At 29.8% G+C, this 16,564-nt stretch carries 16 protein-coding genes; 6 read left to right on the top strand and 10 right to left on the bottom strand.

What is annotated here, in order from left to right; all coding sequences use genetic code 11:
- The first annotated feature begins 170 nt into the window (after window positions 1-170).
- From RBH94_RS01900 to RBH94_RS01925, 6 genes are read left to right on the top strand one after another with little or no spacing between them, the layout of a single operon-like run.
- Entirely contained in the window at window positions 171-854 is a 684-nt protein-coding gene (locus RBH94_RS01900) for a cell division ATP-binding protein FtsE (RefSeq protein ID WP_307882130.1), read from the top strand.
- A 3-nt stretch (window positions 855-857) separates the two neighbouring features.
- Entirely contained in the window at window positions 858-1,595 is a 738-nt protein-coding gene (locus RBH94_RS01905; protein ID WP_307882131.1) for a methyltransferase domain-containing protein, read from the top strand.
- A complete protein-coding gene (locus RBH94_RS01910; protein WP_307882132.1) occupies window positions 1,596-2,573 on the top strand; it encodes a class I SAM-dependent methyltransferase in 978 nt (325 codons plus the stop codon).
- A 2-nt stretch (window positions 2,574-2,575) separates the two neighbouring features.
- Complete coding sequence (locus RBH94_RS01915; RefSeq protein WP_307882133.1) at window positions 2,576-3,466, top strand: glycosyltransferase; 891 nt, start codon at window positions 2,576-2,578, stop codon at window positions 3,464-3,466.
- Window positions 3,466-4,401, top strand: a complete 936-nt coding sequence (locus RBH94_RS01920; RefSeq protein ID WP_307882134.1) for a glycosyltransferase family A protein — start codon at window positions 3,466-3,468, stop codon at window positions 4,399-4,401. The genes RBH94_RS01915 and RBH94_RS01920 overlap by 1 nt, the downstream gene beginning before the upstream one ends.
- Window positions 4,402-4,430: 29 nt before the next feature.
- The gene (locus RBH94_RS01925; RefSeq protein WP_307882135.1) at window positions 4,431-5,381 is read left to right on the top strand and encodes a glycosyltransferase family 2 protein; all 951 of its coding nucleotides are present in this window, start codon (window positions 4,431-4,433) and stop codon (window positions 5,379-5,381) included.
- A gap of 1 nt (window position 5,382) precedes the next feature.
- On the opposite strand, the gene RBH94_RS01930 is transcribed toward RBH94_RS01925, so the two are convergent.
- The 10 genes from RBH94_RS01930 to typA form a co-directional block, all read right to left on the bottom strand.
- A complete protein-coding gene (locus tag RBH94_RS01930; protein ID WP_307882136.1) occupies window positions 5,383-5,784 on the bottom strand; it encodes an FdtA/QdtA family cupin domain-containing protein in 402 nt (133 codons plus the stop codon).
- 31 nt (window positions 5,785-5,815) lie between these two features.
- Window positions 5,816-6,841, bottom strand: coding sequence for a glycosyltransferase family 2 protein (locus RBH94_RS01935; RefSeq protein ID WP_307882137.1), 1,026 nt, complete (start codon window positions 6,839-6,841; stop codon window positions 5,816-5,818).
- Between the two features lie 3 nt (window positions 6,842-6,844).
- A complete protein-coding gene (locus RBH94_RS01940; RefSeq protein WP_307882138.1) occupies window positions 6,845-8,134 on the bottom strand; it encodes an O-antigen translocase in 1,290 nt (429 codons plus the stop codon).
- 6 nt (window positions 8,135-8,140) lie between these two features.
- Window positions 8,141-9,241: a DegT/DnrJ/EryC1/StrS aminotransferase family protein gene (locus tag RBH94_RS01945; protein WP_307882139.1), complete on the bottom strand. Its 1,101-nt coding sequence runs from the start codon at window positions 9,239-9,241 to the stop codon at window positions 8,141-8,143.
- Window positions 9,238-10,227, bottom strand: a complete 990-nt coding sequence (locus RBH94_RS01950; RefSeq protein WP_307882140.1) for a GNAT family N-acetyltransferase — start codon at window positions 10,225-10,227, stop codon at window positions 9,238-9,240. Before RBH94_RS01950 ends, RBH94_RS01945 begins: the two co-directional genes overlap by 4 nt.
- A gap of 9 nt (window positions 10,228-10,236) precedes the next feature.
- Complete coding sequence (locus tag RBH94_RS01955; protein WP_307882141.1) at window positions 10,237-11,544, bottom strand: O-antigen translocase; 1,308 nt, start codon at window positions 11,542-11,544, stop codon at window positions 10,237-10,239.
- Between the two features lie 85 nt (window positions 11,545-11,629).
- A complete protein-coding gene (locus tag RBH94_RS01960; RefSeq protein ID WP_307882142.1) occupies window positions 11,630-11,857 on the bottom strand; it encodes a uroporphyrinogen decarboxylase in 228 nt (75 codons plus the stop codon).
- A 1-nt stretch (window position 11,858) separates the two neighbouring features.
- Window positions 11,859-12,737, bottom strand: a complete 879-nt coding sequence (locus RBH94_RS01965) for a hypothetical protein (protein ID WP_307882143.1) — start codon at window positions 12,735-12,737, stop codon at window positions 11,859-11,861.
- A gap of 62 nt (window positions 12,738-12,799) precedes the next feature.
- Window positions 12,800-14,248: an MBOAT family protein gene (locus RBH94_RS01970; RefSeq protein WP_307882144.1), complete on the bottom strand. Its 1,449-nt coding sequence runs from the start codon at window positions 14,246-14,248 to the stop codon at window positions 12,800-12,802.
- 92 nt (window positions 14,249-14,340) lie between these two features.
- Window positions 14,341-16,140: a translational GTPase TypA gene (gene typA / locus RBH94_RS01975; RefSeq protein WP_307882145.1), complete on the bottom strand. Its 1,800-nt coding sequence runs from the start codon at window positions 16,138-16,140 to the stop codon at window positions 14,341-14,343.
- Window positions 16,141-16,564: the final 424 nt, after the last annotated feature.

Below are 16,564 nucleotides of genomic sequence, written 5' to 3' on the forward strand. Positions count from 1 at the left end.
AACGCAACAATCGTACTATAATTATAAACCAAGTTATTAATATTTGAAAAATAACAAGTCCCAATCAACGTTTCAACATATAGACAAAAAACTTTTTAAACATTAATTTTTAAGTTTTAACTTATTAATAATACATTTACAACACATAAAAAACTTTTCATCATAACACTATGTCGAACCCTATTTTACAATTAAAAAACGCCTCTATATTTCAAGGAGAAAGTTTAGTGCTTTCTAATATAAATGTTGAAATTAATAAAGGAGATTTTGTGTACTTAATTGGAAAAACTGGAACAGGTAAAAGTAGTTTTATGAAAACACTTTATGGCGATTTACCATTGACTAAAGGTGAAGGTCATATTGTAGATTTCAATCTTAATGGTTTAAAAGAAAAGGACATCCCTTACTTACGACGAAAACTGGGTGTTGTTTTTCAGGATTTTAAACTATTAACCGATCGCACGATTAACGACAATTTACTATTTGTTTTAAAAGCTACCGGTTGGAAAGACAAACAGGAAATGACAACCAGGATTGAAGAGGTTTTAACTAAAGTTGGTATGAGTACTAAAGGTTTTAAATTTCCTCATGAACTTTCTGGAGGTGAACAACAGCGAATTGCTATCGCCAGAGCTTTACTTAATAATCCAGAACTTATTCTTGCCGATGAGCCTACCGGTAATTTAGACCCACAGACCAGTATTGAAGTGATGGAAGTCCTTCAAGACATTAACAAAAATGGCAATACTATTTTAATGGCCACACACGATTATGCCTTGTTATTAAAATATCCCAGTAAGACTTTAAAGTGCGATGAGAATCAGGTGTATGAAGTAGTACAGAGAAAGGGGTAGTTTATGTATAATTCTATAAAGAAAAGCATAAAAGCACTAATTCCTAAAAAACTGCTTTTTAAAAATGAAATGTTTTTTAGATCATTTCACAGTTTATTCTATATCGGTCATAACCATGAGTGCAATATTTGCCATAAAAATCTACGATCATTTATCAACCTAAAAAATGATGATCTTCTTTGCCCCTCTTGTGGTAGCCTATCAAGAAATCGACGGTTATGGAAACAATTAAATGATTATGGCCACATAAAAGGAAATATTCTACATTTTTCTCCTTCAAGAAGTCTTTATAGGAATCTTAAAAAAGATAAAAACATTTCTTATTTCAGTACAGATTTTGAAAACGAATTTCTAGCCGATTATAAATTTGACATCACAGATATTAACCAAGAAAGTTCTAAATTTGACACCATTATATGTTATCATATCTTGGAACATATAGAAGATGATTTAAAGGCTATGAAAGAGCTTTACAGAGTTTTAAAACCTAAGGGAACAATTTTCATCCAAACTCCTTTTAAAGAAGGTGACATATTTGAGAATAATTCCATTATCACCCCTGAAGAAAGAACCATGCATTTTGGTCAACATGATCATGTGAGGATTTATTCTATTGAAGGTCTAAAATCAAGATTAGAACATACAGGTTTTAAGGTCAAGGCAGTTACTTTTTTAAAAACTGATGACGATTTCTTTCATGGACTTATATCTCCTGAAACCACTTTAATTGTAACAAAGTAAATGAGAATATTAACCTTAGATGACATTATAGAAACTTACGCAAAATTAAATCAGCGAGGCATAAATTTTATTGTTTCAAAATTTCAATTCAATAAAGAACGACGATCTAAAACTGCTTTCAATCATGAATCTATAAAATCATCAAATTGGTGGATTATTCCAGAGGTTATTAAAAGATGGAACAAACTAGTTACGGGAAGTGAAAATCTATCTATCGAAGATTTTTCTGTTAAGAGTTTTCTACGGGGGCAATCGAATTTAAAAATGTTATCATTAGGAAGTGGAAATTGCAATAGTGAACTTAAATTTGCCAAACACAATCAATTTAGTGAAATTTTATGTACTGACATTTCAGAAATCCCCCTAAATCTAGCTAAAAAAATTGCTCATAAAAAAGGGCTCTCCAACATTAAATTTCAAGTACAAAATGCAAATACATTTAACTTCCCCAAAAGTTATTACGACATTATTTACTTTAGAGCTTCATTGCATCATTTTGAAAATTTAGAATATTTCATAAGTAAAAGCTTAAAGGATTCTCTTAAGAAAAATGGATATTTAATTATTGATGAATACGTTGGGCCTAACAGGCTTCAATTTCCTAAGCATCAAATAAAAACTATTAATGACGCTTTAAAATCAATCCCCAAAAAATACCGTAAACGATTTAATTTAAAACTATATAAAAATAAGGTTTACGGATCTGGTTTACTTAGAATGATTTTAGCTGACCCCTCTGAGTGTATAGAATCAGAAAAAATACTACCAACTATCCGCACCCATTACAAAACAGTTTATGAAGCCAATTATGGCGGTAATATTCTACTTTCTACTCTAAAAGACATTTCTCATCATTTTATAAATTTAAATGATGAAACTTCTAAAATTTTATTGAATTTATTTGAAAAAGAGGACCTCTATTTAGAAAATAATCAAAGTGATTTCGTTTTTGGTATTTACAAAAAAGAAGGAGAATAATAATGCTATCTATTTTAATACCAACATATAACTATAACGTCTATCCTTTAGCATGCCAACTTGAAGATCAATGTGGTAAATGCGGAATAACGTTTGAAATTATATGTTATGATGATGGTTCAGAATCTGAATTAAATAAAGGAAACAACAAAATAAACCAACTAAATAATTCAAACTTTAAAACCCTTTCTGAAAATGTTGGCTTAAGTAATAATAGAAATAAACTTGCCGATGCGTCTAAATACAATTTACTCTTATTTATAGACGGAGACTCATTGCTTCAAAACGACAACTATATTTCTAATTATATCACAGCAATAAAAGAAAATACAGATGTGATTTACGGGGGAAGAATTCACCCGCAAAACATATCTCCCTCAAGAAAGCTACGATGGAAATATGGAATATATCGAGAAGACACAACCTCAAATCATAGAAACAAGAATGTTTATAAATCAACCCTTTTTAATAACACTTTAATAAAAAAAGAGATTTTTAATAAAATCAGGTTTGAAAAAAGCATAAAAGAATATGGTCATGAAGACACTATTTTCGCGTACAAGTTAAAAGTACTAAATGCCTCAATATTTCATATTGATAATCCTGTATTACACAATGATGTCGATTTAAATTCTGTATACTTTTTAAAAACCCAAAAAGCGCTGAAAAATTTAAATGTAATTTATCAAAATAAAATTATTAATCCAGATTTTGTTACTTTCTTAAAACTTTTTAAAACTTTAAAAACCTATAAATTAAATTATCCTTTTGCTGGATGTTATTTACTCCTTCAAAGTTTATTTAAATATAATTTGAAATCAAACCGGCCATATCTTTTTGTTTTTGATCTTTTCAGAATAAGCTTCTTTTCGTATATTAATCTTAAAAAATAATGCCTTTTTTCTCTGTAGTCATACCTTTATATAACAAGGAAAATTATATCAAAGACACTTTAAATAGTGTTATTAATCAATCTTTTACCGATTTTGAAGTTATTATTGTTAATGATGGCTCTACAGATTCCAGTTTAAGTAAAGCAAAAGAAATTAGTGATAAAAGATTTAAGATTGTAAATCAAGAAAACTCTGGAGCATCTAAAGCTAGAAATAAAGGCATTGAATTAGCTTCATCATCTTACATTGTTCTTTTGGATGCCGATGATACTTGGTATGACAACCACTTATCGGAACTAAAAAAATTAATTGACCTATTTCCTAAAGCAGGTTTATATTGTAACAATTATGAATTAAAATTTAACAAGCAAATAACCAAAGCTGCAATTTTTAATTTTAATTTCACCAAAATACCATTAATTGTTTCAGACTTCTTTAAAAGCAGTATTATCAACACAGTAGCCATAATAGGTTCTGTAGCTTTTACAAAAAACTCTTTTATAAAACTCGGAGGGTTTAATTCTGAACTTGAAATAGCAGAAGATTTAGATTTATGGGTTCGTTTTGCCCTCAATTATGAAATTGTCTTCAACCCTGTAATAACCATGAGTTACAACAAACATGTAAAAGAAAGCTTATCTAAAAATGAAATTAATAGCACAAGATATAATTTCGTTAATTACTACAAAAAGGATGAGATAAAAAACAATTCGTTAAAGTTATACCTTGATGTTAACAGATATGCAATAGCTTTAAGATGTAAAATGAACAAAGAAAAAGAACTTTACAAAAAGCTAAAATCTGAAATAAACTACAAAAACCTAAATTTAAAGCAAAAGATACTTTTAAATTGCCCAAATTACATTCTTTATTTAATTAAGAAAACACAAACTTACCTTTTAAAAAATAACATTTATTTAAATGCCCATAATTAAATTTTTCAGATTAAACATCCTCTAGGAACATGAAGATCCAACCTTTACTATCTATACATATTTTAACATTCAATTCTGAAAAATATATAAAAGACACCCTAGAATCTGTTTTAAAACAAGAAACAAATTTCACTTATGAAATTGTAATAGGAGATGATTGTTCTTCCGACTCAACCAACGAGATAATAAAGACATATATACATCAATACCCCAATTTAATAAATTATAAAAAAAACAAAAAGCAACTGGGGATTTTGAAAAATTTTAAAGCAACTCTGGACAGATGTCAAGGCAAATATGTTTTTGATATTGCCGGTGACGATTTACTAAAACACTCTTATTCGATACAAAAAATAGTTGATGCTTTTAGTCTAAATCCAGGCTTAGGATTTATTGACAGTGGTTTTGACAGGTATTATGAGAAAAACCAAAAGAAAAGTTACTTTACTAATAAAGCATCTATACTTTGCGATAAAGAATACTATAAACTTAATGTTTTAAAAGGAAAAATATTACCAATTGGGGTCTGCTACAATCGAAAAGCACTATACGATTTTGTTGACTTCGACTTTTATATTAAAGAAAATATTACTTTTGAAGACTACCCCATTTTAGTCGACCTTGTAATGAACTCTGATTTTTATAGAATTAATCAATCCCTACATATCTATAGAGTTCATAGTAAGTCTATTTCAAAAATTCAAGATTTTGAAACACAAATAAAACTAAGAACACAAATGCTATTATTAATTGAGCATTTTACTAAAAAGTATAAACTTCCCAGCAACATCTTAAATAATTACCAAAAAGAATTTTACTTAGCCAAGTTATACTTAGCAGGTCTTTTTGGCAACAAAAAACTTGGAAAAGAAATGTACTTAAAACTAAATAAGCCTAAACATTTAAAATATATAACTTATTATTTAAGTAGTCAAAACAGGCTATTTCGTTATCTTATCCGCCCTTTTAGAGAAACTTAAATCAATTTTTTTGGCTATGTAATTTTACATATTCTTCAAAATCTCTAATATAATCACTTTCTTTAAAAACTTCTGAAGCTACCACTAGGCATACAGCACCCGAGGAAAAGTTCTTTATTTCTCTCCAAACTCCCCTCGGTATTAACAACCCTTCATAAGGCTTACTTAAAGTTATAATCGTTTGTTCTGCGCCATCTTTTAAAATAACATCAAAACTTCCTGATAAAGCAACCAAAAATTGTTGTAGCTCCTTATGAGCATGCCCTCCTCGTTCGGCGCCAGCGGGTACATCGTATAAGTAGTAAACCCTCTTTATTTCAAAAGGTATTGTATTATTTTCTATTACTGAAAGATTCCCTCTTCTATCTTCTATCTTAGGGATCTTTATTATTTTGTACTTCATTTATTTAATTTAAAATGTATTTTTTTCCAACCTAAAAAAATTTCTTTCCCTTTAAATAATTAAACCAAACAGCTTCTGCAAACTTAAAAAGCATTGGGTTAGCATATATCACATGAAGTATTAAAAATTTAAGTCTTACATTTTTTAAAGCATAACCTAAATTTTTATCAAGAAAAGCTTTAGTTAATTTTTCAGTCCTAAATTTCCTTAAAAAAATTATCACCTCATTTTTTTCAGTTTTGGAATTAAATTTATATAAATTACAAATAACTAATTTCTTGAAATAACTTGTTAACAAGGCTTCCTGTACATCTAAAAGATACTTTTTATCAATCCCGTATTCCATCATTAAACTATAAAGTCTATAACCTGTATTTACTAAATAAAAGTTTTTTACAGTAAATGTTTTCGTGATAGCTTTATTATTATCCTGTCGATAATAAAAAACACCATCACTAAACGCTATTTTATTACTTTTTAAAAATAATTTTCTAGTCACTAACTCATCTGTATCAAAAGCATCTTCTGGAAACCACTCCTTTTTAACACAAGCTGATTTAAACAATGCAAATCCATGAATATTCCAGTTTAATGATTCTATAAAAGCATTTTCTCCTGATAAAATAGCAGTTCTGTCAGAATTTAAACCTATAATTCTTTTGTTATTATTTTTATTTTCATAATAAAATTCCATATCTGGCAAAACAGTATCAGCTAGGGTTTCTAATTGCCTTGTTACAAGATTCTCAATTAAAGTTTCAGAAAAGATATCATCTTGCGAGCTATAAAAAAAATATTCCCCCTTCACATATGGCATTATAAAATTTAATGTTTTAGGAACCATACCTCCATGCTCCTTAGTATATACCTTAAAACGCCTATCTTTCTTTTCGAATATCCTTAAAATATTACAACTATTGTCTGATGACATATCATCAACCAACAATACTTCAATATTTGAATAACTTTGCTTTTCTATTGAAACTAATGTTTGCTCTAAGAAATGCTCACCATTGTATACAGGAATTACTATTGAGACTAAAGGTTCATTTTGCATAAATTAATAAAAATCAAACTTATATTTCTTAAAATACATACCAACAAAAATAATAACCAATACAAAATACAACAAACAACGTATAAAATGAGCAACAACAACTCCTTGTACACCATAAATATCCACAAAGTATTTTGCTAAAAAAAAGAACAATAAAACCGAAAATAATTCAGAAAGCACAAACAAAGCAACTTGTCTTTTAGCAATAAACTGATAGGCCATAATCACAGATGCCAATTGCACAAAATCAGCAAAAAGCTGCCATTTAAATAAAGGCTCTAATCCTGAAAAATTTGGATATATAAATTCTATAATTTTATTACGAAACAAATAAATAACTATCATTCCAAAACCAAACAAAGGCAATAAAGACTTATAAATAATCAAAACCTCTTTTTTAAACACTTTAAATGAGTGTATTTCGGCAAATTTAGGCAGAACATATAACGTAAAAATAGTCGAAGCAAAAATCATATAATTTTTAGAAATATTAGTCATAGCTGTCCAATTACCAGCCTCTTCAATACTTAATCGTCTTGTAATAATATTTCTTACATCAATATCAACATAATTGAACAGAACATGAGAAGAAACAGACATTATCGTAAATCCCAATAATCCCTTAACAAATGGGATATTAAACCGTAACGATTTAATATTTAAAACCTTAACAATTAACTTCCCACAAACACTAAATAAAATTATAAAATACACAACCGGAGCAAGAGCAATTGCAAATAATACTCCATGCATATTAAACCTGTATAGAGACACTATTAATACCAAACTAGATAAAATATAAGAAACCAACTCTATTTTAGCATAAGGTTTATAGGCAGACATGCCATTTATAATTCCAGAACAAACACTTTTCACAGCAATAAATGGAATAATAAAAGCCAAAAACTTTATTACTATAACGTAATCAGTAGTACCAAATAATTTTATCGAAAAAAATGAAGCTCCAAAATACAGAACCAAAATTGATACAATAGAAGCTACTGTTGTTAAAACAAGTGTTGTTGAAAATAATTCATTTAACTTCTTATCATTTCTCTTAAACTCTGAAACATATTTCACAATACCTGTAAAAACTCCCAAAGTGGAAAAACTATTTAACAGCTCCATAACGTTACGCAACTGTCCTATTTTTGCAATACCAGCTTCCCCCAAAGAAATAGCTAAAAATCGCTGAACAAAAACCGAAATCAACAACTTAACCACCAAAACTACAGCATTTAATGATGTAATTTTAAGAATAAGATTATTAGATATTAACCTTAGTCGTTTCATAGCTTTCTAAAAAGAATTAATGCTATTAATTATTCTATTTAATTCCTCTTTCTCTAATTTGGGATTAATAGGTAAACTTAAAATTTCATTAAGCAACCTCTCTGTAATGGGGAATTCAAGACCTTTAAACTCATTATAGGCTTGTTGTTTGTAAATAGAAATGGGATAATGGATTAAAGTTTCAACTCCATTGCGATACAAATATTCTTTTAGTTTATTCCTTTGTTGGTGTCTAACCACGAATTGATGGTACACATGACTATTGGATGAACCTATTTTTGGCAATACGAGTGAATTATTATTAATATTATCATTATAAAATTTAGCTATTTCCCTGCGTTTAAGGTTATCCCTATTTAAATACTTTAATTTAATTCTTAAAAAAGCTGCCTGCAGCTCATCTAATCGACAATTATATCCTTTTAACTCATACTCGTAAGTAGTCCTTCTTCCATAATTTCTTAATTTAAACAATAAATCTGCTAATTCTTTATCATTTGTTGTTACAGCTCCAGCATCACCCAAAGCTCCTAAATTCTTTGTCGGATAAAAACTAAAGGCCGCAGCATTTGATAAATTTCCAGCTTTCCTTCCATCTTCACTGACAGCTCCGTGGGCTTGAGCAGCATCCTCTATTAACAATAAGTTACATTCTCTACAAATTTTCTCCAACATTTCAACATCATACAAAGAGCCATAAAGATGTACGCCTAATATTGCTTTTGTTTTAGGAGTAATTACTCTTAAAACCTCCTGAGGATTTATATTATATGTTTCTAAGTCTGGTTCTACTAAAACAGGTTTTAAACCAGAATTACTTATGGACAAAACTGATGCTATATATGTATTAGCTGGCACAATAATTTCATCACCTTCATGAAGCTTTTCCATAATTTTATAAGCTTCAAGAATAAGTTGAAGCGCATCAAGACCGGAACTCACCCCAATACAAAACTTAGCCCCACAATAAGATCCAAATTCATGTTCAAAGGCAGCTACTTCCTCCCCTAAAATATAACTCCCCGAATTTAAAAACGCTTCAAACTGCTTTTTAAACTCTTCATTATATTGAGCATTAACCTTTTTTAAGTCTAAAAATTTAATCATACAAAAAGCTTTTCAAACAAGGAGTAATTCTTCGTCTCTACTTTATAAAAATTTTGAGTTACTGTTCTTGCCCCAAACCCTTCTTTCCAAAATTGCAATCCTTTATTTACATTCAAACCTTTATTTTCGTTTGATATACCAAAATCAAAATATCTCTTACTTTTAAAAACCTCCTCTATTAAATACACATGCAAAATATCTAAACTACCTAGTCTATTTTTATCATCATTACCTGAAATATATTGAGAGTGCGCTACATGCTTAGACTCAAAAATTGTTGTTCCGGCTACAATGTTGTTATCATGATAAACATTAAACTGTCTTATGTTTTTTGGAAAACGACCTTTGAGCAGAGTTATTTCTTCTAAACTATGCACCGGCTTGGCATTGTGCTTCTTTTTTAAATTTTGTAAAAGTATTTCATTCCAAAACAAACTTAAATCTTGTTCTTCTTTAATTACTAAACCATACTTCCTTCCTCTTTTAAATCCTTCAAGTCTTCCCTTTGAAAAACCTAATTTATCACATTGACTTATTACAGATAATGTTTCCTTTTTCACCAATTCCGCTTTAACAATAAACATTAAATACTCTAATTCTTCATTGAAGAATGACGTATAAATAAAAGGTATTTGTTTTATATAAACTGTTTTAATTTCAGCCTTGAAATAAAACTTTAATAATAATTTGAATAATTCTAAAACACCTTCAAATTTAATCTCCTTGACCAACACCAACCCTCCATAAGTTAACCCCTGATGCGAATGTATTTCTCCACCAATAACATTCGCAGGTAACACAGCTTGTAATTTTCCTTTATAAAATATTAAAATAGAAAAGTCTTCAAAACGATCACTATGATACTCCATAAAATCTCTATGAAATAAAAATGTTCCATTCTTAGAATTAAGAATAAAATCATTCCATTGAGAATAGAATTCCTTGGAGTACTTTACAACCTTATAATCATCGAACTTTTTTTGCATATACTCTAATTAGCTTTGTTCATCATGATTTACCACCCCAAAAAGAGAGCTCCCGAACATGAGTAGAATAATACCATAGTACATGATGTAGGTTACAAAATGAGCTACTACTGCTCCAACAACACTATCAAATAAATCGATAAAATAAATACTGGTTATATATAGTGCTATTACTAAAAATGCCTCTGTTAAAATATAATGCCAAAACATTTTTTTAGCCAGAAACTGGTAGGCTATTACAGCTGACAAAACTTTTAGAAAGTCTCCTAATAACTGCCACAAAAATAAACTCTCTACAGGCCGAAATTCATCTGTTAACACTACATCTATAATAACTCCTTTCAATAAGTAAATAAGAATAAATCCCACAATTAAAATCGGAATTATAATTTTATAAAATCCGAAAACTTCCTTTCGAAATTCTTTAACATCATCAATTTCTGAAAACCGTGGTAAAATATAAAGCGTCATCAATGAGGTTACCATCATTAAATAGTACTTTGATATTCTCGTCATAGCTTCCCAAAAACCTGCATCTTTATAACCAACATGTTCAACAATATACATACGAATTGCAATAGCGACCAAAGGTAGTAACACTGCAGAAAATAATGCCATTAGAGCATGAGAGCTCATTTGTTTTAAAAAGTTAAAACTAACACTCTTAACTTTTATAAGTGGAATCAAACTTCTTCTATTAATAATCCCAACAAGTGTTATTAAAAAGATCAAAGATTCAGCAATAGCCACAGAAATCAATGCGCCTTTAATTGCATTTTGATAAATCAGCAACAACGCAACAGACATGCTTAAGATCTGACCTATAATATTTATTACAATCAGGATTTTATACTTCGAAAAACCATTCATTATTGAAAATGAAAACATATTCAGAGCATAAAATGGCAACACAAAAGCAAACACTTTTACAACAAAGGCATAATTATTATATGAAGGAAATATGAGATCATTAATTAAATCGGCATTAAAATAACAAAAAAACGAAGCCAACATTGTCGAAATAAAACCGACATAAAACACAGTTGAGATTACCTTACTTAATTCGGTAACACTTTCCTTTAATTCCGATATATATTTAACTGTTCCATTATACAAACCAGTGATAGAAATGGTTTGAAAAGCACTGACAAAATTTTGAAGATTTCCAATAAGAGCCAAACCCACCGGACCAATAAACACCGCTATAGCCTTTGATGTTAGTATACCAGCTATTAACCGGGTAACAACAGATGTTGTCTGTAACGAAGTAACCTTAATTAAAACGTTATCATTTATGTAATCTATTAATTTTTTCAATTAATCGAAATAAGTTAAGTGGTTGTTTAATGTAGCAATTAAAATTAAATGTACAAACACTCTAGCTCAACTACAAACAATCGTTTTACTTTTTTAAAAGGTAGTATAAATTCACACAAAGAATGGCTCCATTGGTAATAATAATGGGCTTCGCTATCGGGTCTAGCATGAATCCATAAATAACGAACAGTAAACAACCAATTGAGTTTATGATTCTAAGTTTTGTAACCGCCTTCATAGTAAATGAAAGCAATAACATAGCCATAGCAGCATAACCAACCCATTCTGTAAAAGAAACTCCTAGAAAATCCATACTAATCTTTATTTTTAGATTCTTCGTGAAAGTTAATAATTTTTTGGTTCAAAAATTTTGATAATTTAGTTGCTCCTTCTGCATTTAAATGATCTCCATCTAAAAAATCCTTTCCACTAAACAATTCACTACTTAACAAATTATAATAATAGCAATTAGAATACATTCTCTCCATCCTTTCTCCAATATCTATAGTAAGTTTTAATTGCTCCGATTCCAAATTAGAATAATAACTTTCGTGAGTTGGAGTCGTTACTAATAGTACCTTAATTCTTTTAGACTTACAATATTCCAAAATATGAGTAAGAAATCTCAAATTCTCACTATATAAATGTTGGTCTAAAATTGTATGCCTCTTTGCAGCGGACATTCCGCTTTCCTCTAAATCAATCAAAGACAACTCTTTATCGATTCGTCCAACTCCCCAGCCTTTTTTTGAAAAATCTATTTTAAAATCTTTAAAAACATAGTAAGACAAAATTCTATTAATATTAGTTCTTAACTTAACACTCAATATTTCAAATTGGTGATTTAATTGAAAATCTAACCTTTTTGGTCCATAAATATTATAATCCTTAATTCTCCATTTGTCTTCTAAAAGACTCAATTGTTCAAAAAGTGTTGTGTAAGACAACCTAATAATAACATATCTTAATTTTGGCATTTGCCCTCCTAAATATTGAAGATATGTATAATCAATATCTAATGTTTGAGAAACATTAGAAAAATTAAGTGCTTCAGAACTCAAAAAGTCCGGATTAACACCATACATTGTATGTGAACTCCCTAAAATAAGTGCTTCAATTTTATTTTTGTTCTCCTCAAAATATGCCGTTTTAGCCTCAAAAGCATTTGGAATTTGTCTTAATAATATTTCCATTACAACAGCGACTATTATAATTGGAATTACAAAAAGACAGATTTTATATAGAAACTTTTGCATTAAAATTGAAAATATATGAACTGCTGTTGTTCTCCGGAAAAATAGAAAATTAAAAACACCAACAAATAATAAACACCCCATTTATAAATAGGCTTCCTTTTATCTACTAAATTTTCAATTGCATATTCATCATGCCTTCCTAACCACTCTATTAAAAAGAAAATCATTATTAATATTAAAACAATTAATGCCATGAAGCGATTACCAAAATTTGGAACAGAAAACAACGATTTAGAAAAGATTCCCGACAAATAAGATATAGCATCACTCAAACTATTTGCTCTAAAAAACACTCTTACTATGACAAGAAACGTAAACGTTTTTATCATACCCATAAACTCTATTGTAGTTGGCATAATTTTTTTATATGCCACAACATTTTCATAGGTTTTACTTTTTCCTTTAATAATTGAAGGAATAAAATGAAGCCCGTTAATTAAGCCGTATACAATAAACTTCCAATGTGCTCCATGCCAAAAACCTATAATAACAAAAATAAAAATGGTATTTCGTGCTTGCATAAGTTTAGATCCCCAGCTTCCTCCAATAGGAATATAAACATAATCTTTGAACCACGTAGTTAGAGATATGTGCCAGCGCCTCCAAAATTCCTTTATATTTCTGGAAAAATAAGGAAAGGCAAAATTTTTCATAAGATTAAAACCAAATAATCTTGATACACCAATAGCTATATCAGAATATCCTGAAAAATCACAATAAATCTGAATTGTAAAAAAGAAAGCCCCAATAAGTAATGTACTTCCGTTATAATCTGTATGATTTAAAAAAATATCATCAACAAAAACAGCACAATTATCTGCAATCACCATTTTTTTGAAAAGTCCCCATAAAACTTGTTTCAATCCGTTTACAGCTCTACTATAATCAAAATAACGTTTCTTTTTAAATTGTGGTAAAAAGTTTTTTGCTCGCTCTATTGGACCAGCCACTAACTGAGGAAAAAAAGCAACAAAAGCCGCAAAGGCAATAAAATTCTTAGTTGGTTCTATTTTGTTTTTATACACATCAATGGTATAACTCATGGTTTGAAATGTATAAAAACTAATACCTACAGGTAAAATAATATTTAAAGAACTTATTCCTAAAGGTCTTCCCAATAATAAAAAGACAGCGTTAAAATTATCAATAAAAAAATTAAAATATTTAAAAAAACAGAGCAATCCTAAATTTACCACAACACTCAGAGAAAGTAACATTTTTTTAGAATTCTTATTTTTAGAGATATTCAAAGCGAGACCTACAAAATAATCTATGAGAGTGCTAAAAAGTATAAGACTTAAAAAACGCCAATCCCAACAACCATAAAAAAAATAACTAGCAATTAAGATTAGTAAATTTTGTGCTTTTAGATTTTTGTTTGCTACAAACCAATACAAAACAAACACTATTGGTAAAAAACCAGCAAAATCTATAGAATTAAAAAGCATAAATTAATTTAAGTCAATTTTAATAAATCAAACATAAAAAAAAGAGGAATACTAATCTAGCATTCCTCTATTTAAAAAATATATTTTAGTTTTTAAACCGTTTTATTGCGCTTACGCTCAACTTCAGTTAAAAAGATTTTACGAATACGTAAATGGTTTGGTGTAACCTCAACGTACTCATCTTTTTGAATATACTCTAACGCTTCTTCCAAGCTGAATTTAATTGCAGGTACAATCTTAGCCTTATCATCAGCTCCGGCAGAACGCACGTTACTTAACTTTTTAGTTTTCGTTACGTTAACCGTCATATCATCACCACGAGAGTTTTCACCAATTACCTGACCTTCGTAAATCTCTTCTCCCGGATCGATAAAGAACTTACCTCTTTCCTGTAATTTATCAATAGAATAAGGAATCGCTGTACCTTTTTCCATAGAAACTAAAGATCCATTTAAACGCTCTGGAATACCTCCTTTTAATGGTTGATACTCTTTAAAACGGTGGGCCATAATCGCTTCACCGGCAGTTGCTGTTAATAACTGGTTACGTAAACCGATAATACCACGAGATGGAATAACAAATTCACAAACCATACGATCTCCTTTAGCTTCCATACTTAACATTTCACCTTTACGTAAGGTTACCATTTCTACAGCTTTTCCAGAAACCTCTTCCGGTAAATCGATAGTCATTTCTTCTACTGGCTCGCATTTCACGCCATCAATTTCTTTAATGATTACCTGTGGCTGACCAATTTGAAGCTCATACCCTTCACGACGCATCGTTTCAATTAAAACTGATAAGTGAAGTACACCACGACCAAAAACCATAAATTTATCGGCGCTATCTGTTTCGTTCACACGTAAAGCTAAATTTTTCTCTAGCTCTTTAGTTAAACGCTCTTTAATGTGTCGTGACGTTACGAATTTACCATCCTTACCAAAGAAAGGCGAATCGTTAATGGTAAATAACATACTCATTGTAGGCTCATCGATAGCGATGGTTTTTAACCCTTCAGGATTTTCAAAATCGGCAATAGTATCACCAATTTCAAAACCTTCAAGACCTACAACCGCACAGATATCTCCAGCTTGAACTTCATCTACTTTCTTACGGCCTACACCTTCGAAAATATGAAGTTCTTTAATTTTATTCTTAACCACTTTTCCATCACGCTTTACTAACGAGATGTTTTGTCCTACTTTAAGCTCGCCACGTGTTAAACGACCGATAGCAATACGTCCTGTAAACGACGAGTAATCTAAAGACGTGATTAACATTTGCGTTGTCCCCTCTTCAATTTTTGGTTCAGGAATATGCTCAATAACCATGTCTAATAATGGCTCGATATTTTCGGTTTGCTTCGTCCAATCTTCACTCATCCAGTTGTTTTTCGCCGAACCATAAACGGTTGGGAAATCTAACTGCCACTCTTCTGCTCCTAATTCGAACATTAAATCGAATACTTTCTCATGAACTTCATCAGGCGTACAGTTTTCTTTGTCTACTTTATTAACAACCACACAAGGCTTTAAACCTAAATCGATTGCCTTTTGAAGCACGAAACGCGTTTGTGGCATTGGTCCCTCGAAAGCATCAACTAATAGTAACACACCATCAGCCATATTAAGTACACGCTCTACTTCTCCACCAAAATCGGCGTGACCAGGCGTATCAATAATATTGATTTTTGTGTCTTTATATATTACCGAAACGTTTTTAGAAGTAATAGTAATACCTCTTTCACGCTCTAAATCGTTATTATCAAGAATTAAATCACCTGTATTCTCATTCTCTCTGAATAACTGACAGTGATACATAATTTTATCAACCAAAGTTGTCTTTCCGTGGTCAACGTGTGCAATAATTGCAATGTTTTTAATATTAGCCATAGTAGTGCCTGATTTTAAGTCTGCAAAGGTACGTCATATTTTTTTGATTTAGTTAATAAAATGTTACATTTAGAGTTTGAATTAATTTTAACGTCATTTTAACGCTAACTCATTGTATATTAGTAATCCAAAACACGAAAATCTCTCGTATAACGTTATACATATTACAATTAATATCTCTCACAAAAATGAAAACCTTACATAAATATTCAAAGTTTATACCTTATCTATATTTTTTAGCCGTTACCGCATACTGGTTTACCTTAATAAATAAAACCGAGGGCATTACAGCTTACCCTGTTTTACTTTTTGGCATTCCATTTTTATGGCAACTTATAAAACCTAACAAAAGCTTAAACTTTACACTCGGTATTACATTTGTTTGTCTGTCTTCTTATTTAATTGTTGGCTACTTATTAAACAT

Origin of the sequence: Aestuariibaculum sp. YM273, from assembly GCF_030908365.1 — a bacterium.
Classification (GTDB): Bacteria; Bacteroidota; Bacteroidia; order Flavobacteriales; family Flavobacteriaceae; genus Aestuariibaculum; species Aestuariibaculum marinum.

What these genes read in the sequence shown, in the direction of transcription:
- RBH94_RS01905 (WP_307882131.1), top strand. Translation starts at nt 858, where the DNA reads ATGTATAATTCTATAAAGAAAAGCATAAAAGCACTAATTCCTAAAAAA.
- RBH94_RS01920 (WP_307882134.1), top strand. Translation starts at nt 3,466, where the DNA reads ATGCCTTTTTTCTCTGTAGTCATACCTTTATATAACAAGGAAAATTAT.
- RBH94_RS01945 (WP_307882139.1), bottom strand. Translation starts at nt 9,241, where the DNA reads ATGATTAAATTTTTAGACTTAAAAAAGGTTAATGCTCAATATAATGAA.
- RBH94_RS01970 (WP_307882144.1), bottom strand. Translation starts at nt 14,248, where the DNA reads ATGCTTTTTAATTCTATAGATTTTGCTGGTTTTTTACCAATAGTGTTT.
- RBH94_RS01965 (WP_307882143.1), bottom strand. Translation starts at nt 12,737, where the DNA reads ATGGAAATATTATTAAGACAAATTCCAAATGCTTTTGAGGCTAAAACG.
- RBH94_RS01900 (WP_307882130.1), top strand. Translation starts at nt 171, where the DNA reads ATGTCGAACCCTATTTTACAATTAAAAAACGCCTCTATATTTCAAGGA.
- RBH94_RS01960 (WP_307882142.1), bottom strand. Translation starts at nt 11,857, where the DNA reads ATGGATTTTCTAGGAGTTTCTTTTACAGAATGGGTTGGTTATGCTGCT.
- typA (WP_307882145.1), bottom strand. Translation starts at nt 16,140, where the DNA reads ATGGCTAATATTAAAAACATTGCAATTATTGCACACGTTGACCACGGA.
- RBH94_RS01950 (WP_307882140.1), bottom strand. Translation starts at nt 10,227, where the DNA reads ATGCAAAAAAAGTTCGATGATTATAAGGTTGTAAAGTACTCCAAGGAA.
- RBH94_RS01935 (WP_307882137.1), bottom strand. Translation starts at nt 6,841, where the DNA reads ATGCAAAATGAACCTTTAGTCTCAATAGTAATTCCTGTATACAATGGT.
- RBH94_RS01925 (WP_307882135.1), top strand. Translation starts at nt 4,431, where the DNA reads ATGAAGATCCAACCTTTACTATCTATACATATTTTAACATTCAATTCT.
- RBH94_RS01940 (WP_307882138.1), bottom strand. Translation starts at nt 8,134, where the DNA reads ATGAAACGACTAAGGTTAATATCTAATAATCTTATTCTTAAAATTACA.
- RBH94_RS01930 (WP_307882136.1), bottom strand. Translation starts at nt 5,784, where the DNA reads ATGAAGTACAAAATAATAAAGATCCCTAAGATAGAAGATAGAAGAGGG.
- RBH94_RS01910 (WP_307882132.1), top strand. Translation starts at nt 1,596, where the DNA reads ATGAGAATATTAACCTTAGATGACATTATAGAAACTTACGCAAAATTA.
- RBH94_RS01915 (WP_307882133.1), top strand. Translation starts at nt 2,576, where the DNA reads ATGCTATCTATTTTAATACCAACATATAACTATAACGTCTATCCTTTA.